This is a genomic window from Nitrobacter sp. 62-23, assembly GCF_001897285.1.
Lineage (GTDB): Bacteria > Pseudomonadota > Alphaproteobacteria > Rhizobiales > Xanthobacteraceae > Nitrobacter.
This window is the reverse complement of record NZ_MKSM01000096.1, coordinates 40,119-53,781: the sequence shown is the minus strand read 5'-3', so window position 1 is coordinate 53,781 and position 13,663 is coordinate 40,119. Positions and strand designations below refer to the sequence as shown.

14 protein-coding genes are annotated in these 13,663 nt (G+C 59.2%); 10 read left to right on the top strand and 4 right to left on the bottom strand.

Annotated features, from left to right (window positions below; all coding sequences use genetic code 11):
* Nucleotides 1–374 precede the first annotated feature (374 nt).
* From BGO16_RS08890 to BGO16_RS08880, 3 genes are read left to right on the top strand one after another with little or no spacing between them, the layout of a single operon-like run.
* The gene (locus BGO16_RS08890; protein WP_292618298.1) at nucleotides 375–1,421 is read left to right on the top strand and encodes a nucleoid-associated protein; all 1,047 of its coding nucleotides are present in this window, start codon (nucleotides 375–377) and stop codon (nucleotides 1,419–1,421) included.
* A complete protein-coding gene (locus tag BGO16_RS08885) occupies nucleotides 1,393–2,697 on the top strand; it encodes a hypothetical protein (RefSeq protein ID WP_292618296.1) in 1,305 nt (434 codons plus the stop codon). The genes BGO16_RS08890 and BGO16_RS08885 overlap by 29 nt, the downstream gene beginning before the upstream one ends.
* 10 nt (nucleotides 2,698–2,707) lie before the next feature.
* Nucleotides 2,708–3,589 carry a hypothetical protein gene (locus BGO16_RS08880; protein WP_292618294.1) on the top strand — a complete coding sequence of 294 codons (882 nt, stop codon included), beginning with the start codon at nucleotides 2,708–2,710 and terminating at the stop codon, nucleotides 3,587–3,589.
* An 86-nt stretch (nucleotides 3,590–3,675) separates the two neighbouring features.
* On the opposite strand, the gene BGO16_RS08875 is transcribed toward BGO16_RS08880, so the two are convergent.
* The 3 genes from BGO16_RS08875 to BGO16_RS08865 form a co-directional block, all read right to left on the bottom strand.
* The gene (locus BGO16_RS08875) at nucleotides 3,676–3,981 is read right to left on the bottom strand and encodes a DUF2235 domain-containing protein (RefSeq protein WP_292618292.1); all 306 of its coding nucleotides are present in this window, start codon (nucleotides 3,979–3,981) and stop codon (nucleotides 3,676–3,678) included.
* A gap of 32 nt (nucleotides 3,982–4,013) precedes the next feature.
* Nucleotides 4,014–5,096, bottom strand: coding sequence for an endonuclease/exonuclease/phosphatase family protein (locus BGO16_RS08870; protein ID WP_292618290.1), 1,083 nt, complete (start codon nucleotides 5,094–5,096; stop codon nucleotides 4,014–4,016).
* 78 nt (nucleotides 5,097–5,174) lie between these two features.
* On the bottom strand, nucleotides 5,175–5,456 hold the full coding sequence (locus BGO16_RS08865; protein ID WP_292618289.1) for a pyocin activator PrtN family protein: 282 nt from the start codon (nucleotides 5,454–5,456) through the stop codon (nucleotides 5,175–5,177).
* Between the two features lie 528 nt (nucleotides 5,457–5,984).
* Between BGO16_RS08865 and BGO16_RS08860 the strand changes: the two genes are divergently transcribed.
* The 6 genes from BGO16_RS08860 (at nucleotide 5,985) to BGO16_RS08835 (ending at nucleotide 12,500) form a co-directional block, all read left to right on the top strand.
* Nucleotides 5,985–6,491: a sigma-70 family RNA polymerase sigma factor gene (locus BGO16_RS08860; RefSeq protein ID WP_292618287.1), complete on the top strand. Its 507-nt coding sequence runs from the start codon at nucleotides 5,985–5,987 to the stop codon at nucleotides 6,489–6,491.
* A 53-nt stretch (nucleotides 6,492–6,544) separates the two neighbouring features.
* Nucleotides 6,545–7,537, top strand: a complete 993-nt coding sequence (locus BGO16_RS08855; RefSeq protein WP_292618285.1) for a FecR family protein — start codon at nucleotides 6,545–6,547, stop codon at nucleotides 7,535–7,537.
* A gap of 163 nt (nucleotides 7,538–7,700) precedes the next feature.
* A complete protein-coding gene (locus BGO16_RS08850; RefSeq protein WP_292618283.1) occupies nucleotides 7,701–10,175 on the top strand; it encodes a TonB-dependent receptor in 2,475 nt (824 codons plus the stop codon).
* 14 nt (nucleotides 10,176–10,189) lie between these two features.
* Complete coding sequence (locus BGO16_RS08845) at nucleotides 10,190–10,471, top strand: hypothetical protein (RefSeq protein WP_292618281.1); 282 nt, start codon at nucleotides 10,190–10,192, stop codon at nucleotides 10,469–10,471.
* Entirely contained in the window at nucleotides 10,468–12,069 is a 1,602-nt protein-coding gene (locus tag BGO16_RS08840) for a PepSY-associated TM helix domain-containing protein (protein ID WP_292618279.1), read from the top strand. Before BGO16_RS08845 ends, BGO16_RS08840 begins: the two co-directional genes overlap by 4 nt.
* On the top strand, nucleotides 12,066–12,500 hold the full coding sequence (locus BGO16_RS08835; RefSeq protein WP_292618277.1) for a DUF3325 domain-containing protein: 435 nt from the start codon (nucleotides 12,066–12,068) through the stop codon (nucleotides 12,498–12,500). The genes BGO16_RS08840 and BGO16_RS08835 overlap by 4 nt, the downstream gene beginning before the upstream one ends.
* 94 nt (nucleotides 12,501–12,594) lie before the next feature.
* Here BGO16_RS08835 and BGO16_RS08830 read toward each other — a convergent pair whose 3' ends face one another.
* The gene (locus BGO16_RS08830) at nucleotides 12,595–12,813 is read right to left on the bottom strand and encodes a hypothetical protein (protein ID WP_292618274.1); all 219 of its coding nucleotides are present in this window, start codon (nucleotides 12,811–12,813) and stop codon (nucleotides 12,595–12,597) included.
* A gap of 148 nt (nucleotides 12,814–12,961) precedes the next feature.
* Between BGO16_RS08830 and exbB the strand changes: the two genes are divergently transcribed.
* Nucleotides 12,962–13,660 (top strand): tonB-system energizer ExbB, encoded by a 699-nt coding sequence (gene exbB, locus BGO16_RS08825; RefSeq protein WP_087881164.1) that lies wholly within the window; start codon nucleotides 12,962–12,964, stop codon nucleotides 13,658–13,660.
* Nucleotides 13,661–13,663 lie beyond the last annotated feature (3 nt).

Here is a 13,663-nt window from a genome sequence, read left to right as displayed (position 1 = left end):
TCGGCGCTTCCATTTTGTGGATCTCGGAAATCTACTCCAGAATCCTCCATGCTGGCGTCAGCGATTCGTGCAGCGCTCCCAATACGTCGGGCGCCACACAGATGTTTCGTCCCCCTTCACGCGGCTGCCCTAGAACAAAGTAATGGAAACGCTGGACGGTGGGTTCGCGACGTGACCCATCGATCTCGTTGAGGTCATGCAGAATGGGCTTGAGCTCGAGCCGGATGTACACCCCAGTTGCCGCTTTCGGCTGAAGGTCCAATCGCTAACTCTGTTCCCCGCGGGCTAACCCCGGAACGGAAGCTTGAAAGGCAACATGAAATGCTGCCATGTGAGGCGCCTAATGACTTAGTGCACATTGAGGGGGGAAAGTATTGGGCTATCTGACCGATGAAGAGTTCGGAAATCTGCGCGTCGAGCGAATGATCATTCACTTGGTTGGCAAGGCGGATGAGCCTTTCGCGCCGCGCGACGAGATCGACGTTCAGGAGGAAGGGTTCTTTCGCGCTCGCATCCAAAGCGAGGCAGGAGACGGCGTCCATTCCTTTGTCGACGGATCAGAGGTCAGGCAGATTGTCGAGCGTATGGCGAAGGGGAGGATGAGCTTCGCAAAGGGAGGTCAGGCACTCGCTCGTCGCTTCTTCGATCTGCACGTTCGCCAGAGCGTGAGCGGCGCGTTCTTTGTGCTCCAGCTCGGTGCCGACGACCGGGACACCAAGCTCTTTGCGCTGATCAAGTACGACTATCGCGAGGCGGTCGAACTGACCGATGCGGACGGGCGAAGTGTTCTGAGGGCAATCGTTCAAGCGTTCGTCAAGGAGCGGCGTGCCGTTCAAAAATTCTGTCTCATTCGTGTCAATAATGGCGCAGCCGACGAGCTTGTGTGCGCGTCTGATCGCATGAAAGAGGCGCCGGACCTCACCGACTACTTCGAACGATATCTCGGGGTACAACGCTCCAAGTCGAACAGCGAACTATCGAAGCGGTTGAACGAGGCTTTGCGTGGCACGCTGCAGGAGGTCAAGGACCTTCTGCTGAACGCCGATGTGGGGGCCGCGATGTCGAAGGCAAAGCTTGCGCTCCAGGGTCGGGCTACCGTTTCTAACGATGACGTCGTCGATGCTGTGATGCATGCCGCAGATCGGCCTGACGATGAGGATATCCGAACTCGGATCGACAATGTGACGCGACGCACCCTTAAGCGGCAGCAGCTCCAGGACGTTGAATTCCGGCCCGATCGTGCAACATTGCAGGTCCAGCCTCGAAGGGTCGTGCGCACCGTCGAGGAGGTCCGGCTCGAGTTTCCCGGTGAGGAGCTGGGACGTAGCGTCATACGGCAGACTATCGGCGACGAGGTCGTCTTTACGGTGCGCACAAGGCGGTTGGTGGAAGATGGGACCCTCCCAGTCAAAACTCGCTGAAGCTCTGAACGACCTTGTCGAACAGGGGCAAGTGGCCGTCACCGAGACGGAAACTGGAATCTCAATCTACCAGCTCAACGGTGTCGAGGCCGACAGGCTCTACGAGCTGCTGATCAATGCCGAGTGGACTGGGGTCCTTTGCGGCGACGCTGGCGGTGAAATCCCAAGGCATCAGATCGCGACTAACGGCGAGGGCCTTCACATAACTGCTGATAGGCCGCCGATTCCCGCGGGCGTCGAGGCGGTGCTGACACGTTCTGGATTCGAGGCGTTGCTGGATCGCGATCCGAACTCGCCGGTCGTGTGGGCCGAGGGGCTCCAATCGACGATCGATACGAGAGCTGTTCGCTACTGCGCGTGGTGGCAGGGGACACCGTTCGCCGCAGAGGGCGGTCCTACCGGCGTCGTGAAAGTGACGCGAGTCCTAGGTATGAACGGGCCGGGAGGCCACCTCGGACGATGGCTCCTGCGCTCTCCAGAGGGACAGGTTCAGGATGACGCGCTCACGCCTTGGCGGCAACGAGCAGGCTCACGGCTCCTGCGTGCAATGGCGCAGGAGATCGAGCCGGATGATCGGCTGCTGTTCAGGGGGCCGCCGGCGGCTCGCTTTACCGTTTCCAATCTTGAAGAGTTGCCTCCTGACCGCTTTGCGACGGTCCAGTCGGTTTCGTGCTGGCTGCTTGAGAATGAGCGTGAGCTCGAGAACCGCCATGGCCTGCTTGCGGCCGAGATCGCCCGTGATGCAGTGCGGGATGGTGACGCAAGGGACCTCGCGAGTGTGCTTGTTCCTGCACTTGAAGGCGCAAGGATTGCGTACAATTTCGGAGTCACGCAGCAAAGTAGAGATACGCTGAAAGCGTTGGGCGAACTCCGAAAGTCAGTGGCCGACGACACGGCCAAACTTTCCGAAACGATGCGAACACTTGGTGGGGCTGTCGTAGGCGCCGTCTTCGCCAATATCGGCCTGATCGTTGCGCGTCTCGCCTCGCCGGCAAATAGCACGTTCGTAGGGTCAGCTGCGATCTTGATCGGAATCGTTTTGACGATTTATGTTGCGACAATCGTCGGCAGTGGCATCCACTACATCTGGGTGCAGCGCTACCTTCGCAAGGAATGGCGGAACAGCCTCTACAGATTCCTCGCCGCGGACGATTACAGGCGCTTGGTCGAGGTCCCTATGCGGCGTGCAGAGTTCGCATTCTGGTGCATAGCCGGTGCTGGTATCGCCATGGTCGTTCTGCTGCTGATCGCTGTCTTTCAGACAGCTGGCGCTTGAGGAGACCGACATGGTACCTGCGGCAGTTGAGTCCAAACTTGCTCTCGCGGCGCAGACGGAAGTAGAATCGGTACTTGCAAGCGGCGGCCCGCACACGAGCAAACCGATTGGTGAAGTTAGCGCGGTGCGCACGATGACGCTCGATGGTTTCGATGCAATCGCCAATGCGTGGTCGCCGATCATGCGATCCTACGGCTATCGGACCAGCCTGCAGGCCGTCTTCTGTCACTCGCGCCCGCAAGTGACGTTTAAGCGAGTCCCGTCACCCCACGCTCCGCTACCTCCGGCCAGCGGAAGAGGGCGCTGCGAACTCGCCGACTTACTCGTCGTCATCGATCACACAGATCCTTCGACGAGCGTGAAGGATCGCCGTGCTGTCTTGATACAAGCGAAGCTACTCCACTCCGGGTCCATCAAACCCGCTAGAAAGGAATGGATACAGCACGAGTTACTCGCCTGGCGACCCGGCTTTGACTTTGTCGATTCATGTTACACTAAGAAGACTCGAGATCTCGACGCCTCGCCAGTCGTCGGTAATCCCGCCAACACCGCCGAGTATGGCGGTATCGATCTCAGAGTAACGCCGCCGGTTTGGAATCAGTGGCTAACGTCGCAGGTCGCTCCTTGCTTTACGAGTCAAGCAGATTTCGGCCCCTTCCTGGCCGGCATGGTGGTCGGCAGGCTTCAATATGGACGCGAGGCGATCGACGGCGGAGTTGATGATTGGTCGCTTACGGTCGACGAACTTTTGAGGGTTACCGGAGCCAATCCGATTGTCCAGCGAGCCTCAAAAGTGTTGCGCGGGACGTCGCATGTGGTCGGATTTATCATCGACACCGCTCCACACACACCTTGGTGGCGCGGGGAGCTACGTTCCACCGGTGGAGTATGAGGGTGCGGAATGGTCGGAAGGCCCGATCAGCACCGTCCATTTGACCTTCAGTTCGCTGGAGAGGTGAGGCTGGAGTTGGATTTGGATTAGGTTCCCCAAGTTGTCCAACTAGGTACGCGTCGCAGGCTGAGACCAAGGGCTCGATCCGCGAAGCAGGCGTGATGCATCTCGCCGTCAGCCGGCTGCTCGTTCACCGAGAAAGTTCGTAGCGCTGTGTTCTGCTTCAGCCGCATCCAAGCATCGCGACTGCCGATCGTACCGATGCCCGGATTGTAGTAGACGCGCTGATGCTCGTTCCTCTGAGCGATACGGAATAGCTTGAGGACGTTGGATAGATTGCCCTCGACCTCATTGCCGGTGCCGTCGCAGCAGATGACGATGTTCTTGCTCACGCACAAGACTCCTGGCCGGAAGACATGACCGATCAGCTATCGGATGTCGGCCCGGCCTCGGGACGCGGGCCTGCGGCCGGATTGAAGGTTGCCAACGGCGTGGCGCCGGCCTTCAGGCTGGTGAGATAGGACTCCGTGAAATCCATCTTGATCTCGGTCCACAGCGGCAGGTGGTCCGACATCTGCCATGTGCGCCAAGTTCTATAAGCCTTGTTGTCGGTCTTTGCGTCCTTGCCGGTTTTGGTCTTCGTCGGCATCAAGGGCTTGTACGCCGTATAGTCTGCCTCGTCGCGAAACACGTAGTCCTGCCAGCGGAAGCAACCGGCGCTCCTGATCTCGACTAGTTTGTTCTGTGTTCTCAGTGCGATTTGATCGTAATAATTCTCGCTCGCCAGCGCCGTTGGCTTGCGTAGTGTGGCCGGCACCTCGAAGCCGCCGCCCAGCAGCGCGTTCATGGTCGGATCGTCGGGATTCAGAATATTGAAATCGCCAAGCAGGATGTAGGTCTCGCCGTCCTTCTTCTGTCGTGCTGTGAAGAACGCAGCGATGTCGGCGATCTCCCGCTTACGCTGCGCGGTGTCCTGCGCGGTACCATAATAGATATGCACGGTACAGACGTTGAACTTGAACCAGCCGGCCTGGAAAGCGACAAGGAACGGCGTGCGGTTGAACTGGGCAACCTGTTTGCCCTTCTTCGCCGGCAGCACGATCTCGCCCGCGACATGGCGAAACCGGATCTTGCGCGTGTCAAACACGAACGCGAGGCGCTCCATGTTTCCGCTCTGGTCGGTGACGATATAGTCCCAATGCGGGCCGAGCAGCCTCACGACCTTCTGGAAGTCGGCCATGTTCTCGTTGACCTCTTGCACCGCGACCAGATCGAAAGCGGAAATGACCTCCGCAATGTAGAGGAGGGATTCCGGCAGGCGCGGGGAGGGGTTCAGCCGGCTGCCGCCGAAGTCCCGGATATTCCATGTCGCGAGGTGAAAGGAGTCCTGCTTGTTATTAGACGTGACCTCCTTGACGAGGCCCGCGCGCAACGCCAGCAAACGGTCGATGGCGCGATCCCTTGTCCCAGCATCGCTCCAGAAGCGCAGTCCTGAATATTGGACCATGACCCACCCCTTCGCTCAGGAGGCTGACCTTATCAGAAAACAAGATGCTCGGATGTGGAAGTTATGAGCGGGTCGTGCTCAACACCTGTCGCGGAGATGCCGGCCGTGAAGTTGCTCGTGCTCTTTCAGCGCGAGCGCCCGCCGTCGGTCGATGTAGTCGGCCAGATCCTGAAGATGGACGCCCTTGGCGCATTTCTGGCTGTGCTCCATGCGAACGAGCGGGATTGCGATCTCTCCGGACGATACCTTTCTGACGAGCTTCTCTGGCGTGAGGTGTCTGAAATAATCCCGGCACACAAGTTCTACCGGAATGACAGCTCGGCCATCATACTGCGCCATGAGAAGGAAAGCGGTGTTCATGTCCAAACGCACCTCGTGCATCACGTCAACGTGGTCTTACGTCGACGGGACTTAGAATTCCTTCGAAGCCCGAGCGGGTCAATCGGAGACGGAGCGTGACAGCGGCCAAGCGCAGATGACTGGATCACAGCACATTATGCCCTGACCGTCTCGGTCTCACGCGATACATGCGCGGCGGCTGAAGCTTTATTTTTTATTTCTGCTCGTGTGCACCGCAGCTCGCTCAAGGCCCGGCCCGTCGTTCGGTCACAAAGAACGCGACGGACCGTCGCTTCGATGCAACACTTCCATAAATCGTCGTTATTTTTCAAAACCATGGAACAGCGAGCGAGCCCAACCTGATTTTCTGATCGCCTTTCCTTAAATTCATTCTAAATTATTGCGTTTGCGACGGAAATTCAGGCGCGCTAAGGAAATCTATGTCGTTCATCGTGCATCTGCGGTGAAATCTTCGCGGCAGGTGTTTTGCCCGGATAACGGTTGCCTGCAAACAACATTCGCCGCGCGTGATGGTCAGGAGAGCCCGACATGTTCGGGACGTTAGTGCAGGAATTGCAGCGTTCGGAGGAAGGTCGGCTCCGGCGTTTTTTTATGCGCCGGTTTCGCAACGCCACCGAGGCATCCGACGCGACGCAGGAGACTTTCCTGCGCATGCTCGATGCGCCGCCGAAGACCATCATCGAAAATCCGCAAGCCTATCTGTTCCAGATCGCGAAGTCAGTCGCCCGAGTCACGTCAGCCCGCCTCGCGGCCGATGCCGAGCTGTTTCTGCCTGCGATCGTGGGCGAGAATCAGGCGACGGATGCTCCGGATCAGGAACGGGTCGTCATCGGTCGCCAAAGCCTGATTCTGCTGGCGAAAGCGATCGAGAAACTGCCGAACCGCTGCCAGGAAGTCTTTATCCTAAGCCGCCTGCATGGCATGTCGAATGGCGAGATCGCCGACCGGCTCGGAATTTCGCGCAACATGGTCGAGAAGCATATCATCAAGGCCTTGATCCGCTGCCGGAAGGTGCGCTCCGAGATTTGTTTCTAAGGAGACGTCAGGTAGCACCCCTGCTTTCGACTCTATTAAAGTAGCGGCGGTCGTTGGCCGATCCCGGTCGAAGATGGACTGCTGGAGCGGGTATGCCGGACAGGGTTTCGCAGAGCATCGAGGATCGGCTTGCAGAAGAAGCGGCGCGCTGGGTTGCGCGTCTGCAATCCTCCGACGCGACCGATCAGGACCGGCAAGAGTTCCACCTCTGGCTGGATCGCGATCCCGCGCATCAAGAAGCTTATGACGAATTCAAAAATCTTTGGGCCGACCTCAAGGATGTGCCGATCCCGTCGGACCGCCTGAAAAAGCTCCGGATGACACGGCGTGCAGCAGCATCCAGCATCGTGTCGATCGGCATTATCGCGATCCTGTCGACCACGCTCTACCGCATGGGATTCATCGATCATCTACGGGCGGACTATTACACGCTTGTCGGCGAAGTGCGCAGCGTCACGCTTGCCGATGGCTCCCGCGTCGACCTGAACACGGATTCTGCGATCATCGTTCGCTATTCGCAAGGTGAACGCAAAATTCAGCTCTTGCGAGGTGAGGCGTTCTTTGAAGTCGCGCGCAACCCCGAGCAACCGTTTACGGTTGATGACTCCTCTCTGAAGGCGACGGCGCTGGGTACGCAATACAGTGTGCGCGCGGCGTCCGATGACTCTCTCGGCACGGTGCGGGTCGAGCACGGACGCGTGGAGGTTAAGAGTCGCGAACAACAGGTCGTGCTGGAGGCCGGCGACGCCGCAAACCTCACGGCCAAAGGCGCCTTCGCGGTGACGAAAACCGACGTTGCGAATGAGACAGCGTGGCGGACCGGAAAGCTGGTATTTTCCGGCCAGCCACTCCGCGAGGTCCTGGCGACCCTCGAGCGCTATCGTCGCGGGCGCATCCTCGTCTTGGATAACGCCGCCGCGGACCAGCAGGTCTCAGGTATTTTCGACCTGAAGGACACGGACCAGGCGCTCCGGGTGCTGGCGGAAAGCTTACCCGTAAGTGTCACGCATCTGACCGATCTGATGGTCATCGTTCGCTCGCGCTGAAGATTCCTCAAGACAAGCGATTCTCGCCGCGAACTCAGTGAGAACGATATCCTTCAAGTTTATTTCTGAACCGACGTCAGGAGGCACCCCGGTTTTGACTCTTAGTCAGTAGGAGGGTGCGTACACAGCGCCGCACTCCGGATATTGACCAACGGGGGCAAACATGGCGTTTGGAAGTGCGTGGGTAAGAGAAGGCAGCCGAGCTGCGGCGCTGGCCGGAGTTTCGTTGCTTGCGCTCAACACGGCGCTTCATGCGCAGCCAGCCAATGTGCAACCCCCGACCGCTCGACCTTCCGGCATGATAAACGTTTCCGTCGCGGCGGGCTCACTCGAAAGCGGCCTCCTCAGCCTCGGACGTCAAACCAATCTTCGGATGCTCTATCCGAGCAATCTCACCGCGGGCAAGCGCACGGCGGGCGTCAGCGGACAGGTGAGCCCGCAACAAGCGGTGACGCAACTGCTGGCTGGAACGGGCTTGCGTGCATCGTTCACGGGCCGAAATACGGTGCAAGTTTTTGATCCGTCGACGCCTGTAGCCGGCGGCGCCTTGCCGGCCGGGGCGATCGCGCTCGACACTATTGATGTGCAGGGTGCCAACAATCCGAATGCACTGATCGGCAATCTCCCGCCGGAATATGCAGGTGGCCAAGTCGCGCGCGGCGGACAACTCGGCATTCTCGGAAACCGCGACTTGATGGACACGCCGTTCAGTCAGACAAACTACACGTCAAAGACGATGCAGAATCAGCAATCGCGCTTCATCTCCGACGCCCTAAACAACGATCCGACTGCTCGCGCTGTCGGTCCATCAGGTGGATACAACGGGTTCAATATTCGCGGTTTCCAAGTCTCCAACAGCCAGGTCTTGTTTAATGGGTTGCAAGGCGTTGCCCCGGCAAGCAACGAAGCAGTCATGGCCGAATCCTTCGAGCGGATCGAAGTGTTTAAAGGTCCCAGTTCCTTGCTGAACGGGATGGTCGGAAATGCCGGCGGCGTCATCAATCTTGTTCCCAAGCGTGCTGGCGATGAGCCACTAACACAAATTACGCCTGACTATGGAATGAACTCCCAATTTGGCGGCCACGTCGATGTCGGCCGAAGGTTTGGCGACAACAAGGAGTTTGGTGCTCGATTTAACGGTGTCTACCGTAACGGCGATACGACCATCAACCACCAATCTCGAGAACAGAAGCTCGCAACACTTGCGCTCGACTATCGTGGTGAGCGTTTGCGCGTTACGGCTGATCTTGGCTATCAGAAACAGTTAATGCAGGGAATTCGCCGCGTGACCCGCGCGGTGGCTGGCATACAGATTCCTGCTGCTCCTGACAGCCGCACCAATTGGTTCGATCCTGCCGAGTTGAGCGATGGCCGCGCCTACTATGGAGCTATACGCGGTGAATACGATCTGACTGATAAATGGACGGCGTTTGTCGCGCTCGGCGCTAGCGATAAGGAAATCACCAGGTTCTCAACTAATCGCACCATCATAAATACTCAAGGCGACTTGGCTGCCGGCAACTTGTCTTTTTCCGGCTCGCTTGACAAACGAACTCAAGAAACGCTGGAGGCCGGAGTACGTGGTCGATTCGATACGGGACCGGTCCAGCACCAAGTCGCTCTTGCCTATTCGACTTATCACCAGCTTGGCGAATTCGGTCCTTCAACAGGGGCGAGCGTACCGTTCCCAGCCTCAAATATTTACAACCCAGTGTTTGGTCCCCGGCCAGACATGTCCCTTCGGCCGGGTTTCGATTCAAATCTGACGCCGTTCTCCGATACAACCCAATCCAGTGCAGTCTTGGCAGACACGTTGTCCATCCTGAATGAGCGCGTGCAATTGACTGCCGGGGGCCGACTCCAGGAAATCAAATCAACCAACTTCACCTCTGGCGTTGTTACTTCGAGCTATGACGAAGGCGCAATAAGCCCGTCGGTTGGTTTGGTGGTCAAGCCCTGGCAGAACATCTCTCTTTACGCGAGTTATATCGAAGGCCTGCAGCAGGGCCCTGTTGCCCCACCGGGCACAGCCAATCAAGGGCAAGTCTTTGCGCCATATAAGGCCGAACAATATGAAACTGGCGCTAAGTTCGATTTTGGCGGCTTGGCTGCAACACTGGCATTCTATCAACTCGCTCTTCCGAATGCCTACACCAATCCCAATACGAACGTCTTCGGTATCGATGGAGAGCAGCGCAACCGTGGCGTCGATTTCAATATCTTCGGCGAAGTGGTGTCAGGAATTCGGATATTGGGTGGAGCCGCATACATCGACTCCGTCCTGTTGAACACGGTAGGGGGCATCGACGACGGAAATAGAGGAATCGCTGTGCCAAAGTGGCGTGTCGTGTTTGGCGCCGAATGGGATACACCATTCATCCCCGGGCTCACTCTAACTGGTCGTGCGATCCACAATGGCTCCGTCTATGTCGATACAGCCAATACCCAAAGCATTCCGGCCTGGACGCGTCTAGATATCGGCGCCCGGTACCGAATCGAGCGGCCAGGTGCCCAACCAATCATTATTCGCGCCAGCATTGAGAACGTGCTCGGCTCAAATTACTGGGAAGCAACCGATACGACGCTGGTCCTAAACGATCCACGAACGTTCAAGCTCTCGGCGAGTTTCAACTTTTGACGGCGGGTCGGCAAATGACTCGCCACGCAACATCCGTATGCCAGCGCGTGTCGGCTGCCATATTCGGTGGCTATGCGCTGGCGGCCGTCTTCTCGACCTTCTTTTCCTACATTCTTCCGACGTCGCGCGCTGAGGCGGCGATGTCGGGCCTGCTGCTGAGCTTCGCTGTTTATGCCGCTACAATTCTCTGCGCCTTCGGCGCGCGCTCGATATCGCGAATGTGGACCGGCATGATCTTGCTGACAGCCGGGTTTGGATTGCTCGCGATCCTTCTCAAACTGGCCCGCGGGCCATGAAGGACGGATTCCGGCAATCGATGGCGTGGCTGCATACCTGGACCGGGCTGCTGCTCGGCTGGGTACTGTTCTTCATCTTCCTCACCGGCACAGCGGGTTATTTCGACACCGAAATCGACCGCTGGATGCGCCCCGAGTTTCCGCCGCCGGCATCCCAGGTGCAGACGGTTAAAATGTTGGAGCGAGCCGTCGAACGTCTGCAAGCAAAAGCGCCTAACGCCGAACGATGGCGTGTCAGTCTGCCAACGGATCATGGCGTAGTCGGCTTGAACGTGTCCTGGCGGGGAAGCGGGCACGATGCCGCAGCGGCCAACGGAAGTGAGCAACTTGATCAAAATTCGGGCGAGCCTTTGAAACCGCGAGCGACCGGTGGCGGGCAGTTGCTCTATAGGATGCATTACAGGTTGCACTACCTGCCAACAACTATTTCGTACTGGCTGGTCGGGATCGCCGCCATGTTCATGCTTGTCGCTATCCTGACCGGCATCATTGTTCACCGGAAATTCTTCGTTGACTTCTTCACCTTCCGGCAACGGAAGGGACAGCGATCATGGCTCGACGCGCACAATGTCCTCGCCGTGATGGCGTTGCCCTTCCATGTGATGATCACATATTCGGGGCTGATCTTCTTTGCCTACCTCTACATGGCGCCGGTGATTGCCGCGACATACGGCTTTGGAGAGAACAGTCAACGACTCTACTTCGACGAACTGGAAGGCCGCCTTGCGCGACCTGCGCGCGCCAACACGCAAGTGCCCTTGACACCGCTTGCACCGTTGATCGCCGAGGCTGAAGCGCAATGGGGCGAGGGGCGTGTACGCAGCCTGGAGATCCTGTACCCCGGCGATTCACAGGCGCAGGTGTCAATTAGTCAGACACCGTCAGGTCCTCTGCGCCGCACGGCGACGATGGTATTCAATGGCGTCAGCGGTGCGTTGATCGAGGTGAAGCCGGCCATCCGATCAACACCGAAGGCGATACGCGACACTTTGCTGGGGTTGCATGAAGGCCTGTTCGCCGGACCAGTGTTGCGCTGGTTGTACTTCCTGTCGGGCTCGATCGGCACGGCAATGATCGCGACCGGACTGGTGCTGTGGACCGTCAAGCGCCGCGAGAAGCTCAAGCGCACCGGCGAGCCTTCATTCGGCCTGTTGCTCGTCGAGCGGCTGAACATCGGCACGGTCGTCGGATTGCCGATTGCGATCGCAGCTTACTTCTGGGCCAACCGGCTGATCCCCGCCGGGGTGGAGGGGCGCGCGGCCTGGGAAGCGCACGCGATGTTCATCGCATGGACCGGAATGCTCCTGCACCCGATTTTTCGTCCTGTGCAGCGCGCCTGGATCGAGCAATGTTGGCTCGCAACGGCTGTTTTCGGTCTGCTGCCGATGTTGAACGCGCTGACCACCAATCGCCATCTCGCCGCGAGTTTGGCGCAGGGTGATTGGGTTCTCGCGGGCTTCGATCTGACCATGCTGGCCTTCGGCGCAGCGTTTGGCTGCACAGCGTGGATGCTGTCACGCCGGGCGCGCGACAGAGTCACCAGGCACGAGACTTTGCTGTCATTCGCAGCATGCAAGAACGCGGAGCCGGCGGAATGATGGAATTGCTCGCTCTTGTGCTTGCCTATGCCGGATTCGTCGCGCTCGCACTGGCGATGAACCGTCATCACCGGCAGGTGTGGAACGGTGAGGCCTCGGAACACACTCGAATTCTCCTGCGCATTGCAGGCGCCGCGGGTCTCGCGTCGGCATTTGCGCTGTGCATCCGTTACGCAGGCTGGTCGGTCGGGCCGGTGCTAATGCTCGGCCTGCTCAGCGCTGCCGGCATCGCTGTCGTGTTGTTACTCACTTTCCGTCCTCGCATCGCTTTCGCCTCCGGAGTGGTCGCTGTTCTGTTTGCCGGCGTGATGAGTGGATATGCGTTGGTAACGAACGGTATTGCGAAAGCTCCAATATTACAGAAACTCCAGTTTCATCATTGGCCGGCGGAGCGAACTCAGCCGCAAGAACAACCGGAGAAAGTCCTATGACCAATGCCTGGTTCGTCCGTGTCCTGCCCGCAATGCTGCTGACGCTCGCAACCGTCACCACTTCGGTTCGCGCGCAAGAGCAACAACCGTCATCTCAAACACCCTTCTCGACTTCGCGCCCCCCTGGCGCGATAGCGCCGTCGGCGACTCCACCTGTCACGCCTGCCTCGTCGCCATCGTCCGGTGCCCCTTCCGTTTCCCCGGCATTGCCCGGATCGACGAGTTCTGCTCCGTCGAGCTCTGATCCGTCAGCTGCGGCCGCGTCGTCCCAGCCGTCCGCATCGTCTCCTTCGCCTGTGCCGGGTGATGCCATCACTCCGTCGCAGCCCATCCAGGGCGCGGAGCCGACAGGGGATTCTGCGGGCGCCAGCGATGCGACTCAGGATGCAGCTGCGCCGGCGGCCGCGCCAGCATCGGATGCCTCGTCCTCTACGCTTCCGCAAGACCTGTCGCCGTGGGGCATGTTCATGCAGGCCGACATCATTGTGAAGGCGGTGATGATCGGGCTTGCGTTTGCGTCGCTGGTGACGTGGACGATCTGGCTGGCGCGGGGGCTGGATCTGGCGGCTTCACGGCGGCGGGCGCAGAGCTGCTTGCGCAAGCTGGAGCGCGCCGACACTCTTGCGGCGGCACGGGCAGAGATCTCTGAAGGGTGGACCGGCAAGGGCCCGGTGTCTGATCTGATGGAGGCGGCGGAGAACGAATGCAGGCGCTCGAACGATCTGTCCTCTGAAGGCATCAAGGAGCGTCTGGCCATTGCGCTGTCGCGTATCGAGGCCAAGTCGGGGCGCGACATCGCCCGCGGCACGGGCTTGCTAGCGACGATCGGGGCCACCGCGCCGTTCGTCGGGCTGTTCGGCACGGTGTGGGGCATCATGAACTCCTTTATCGGCATCTCGCATTCCAAGACCACCAATCTTGCGGTGGTGGCGCCGGGCATCGCCGAAGCCTTGCTTGCGACCGCGCTCGGGCTCGTCGCCGCGATTCCGGCGGTGATCATCTACAACGTGTTCGCGCGTGCGCTTTCGAGCTACCGGGCGCTGCTGTCGGATGCCTCCGGCGAGATCATTCAGCACATCTCGCGCGACCTGGAACGTCAGGAGCGGGGGCTTGGACCGTCCGTGGTGCCGCTGTCGCGCGGCCGCTCCGCTGCGGAGTGAGCC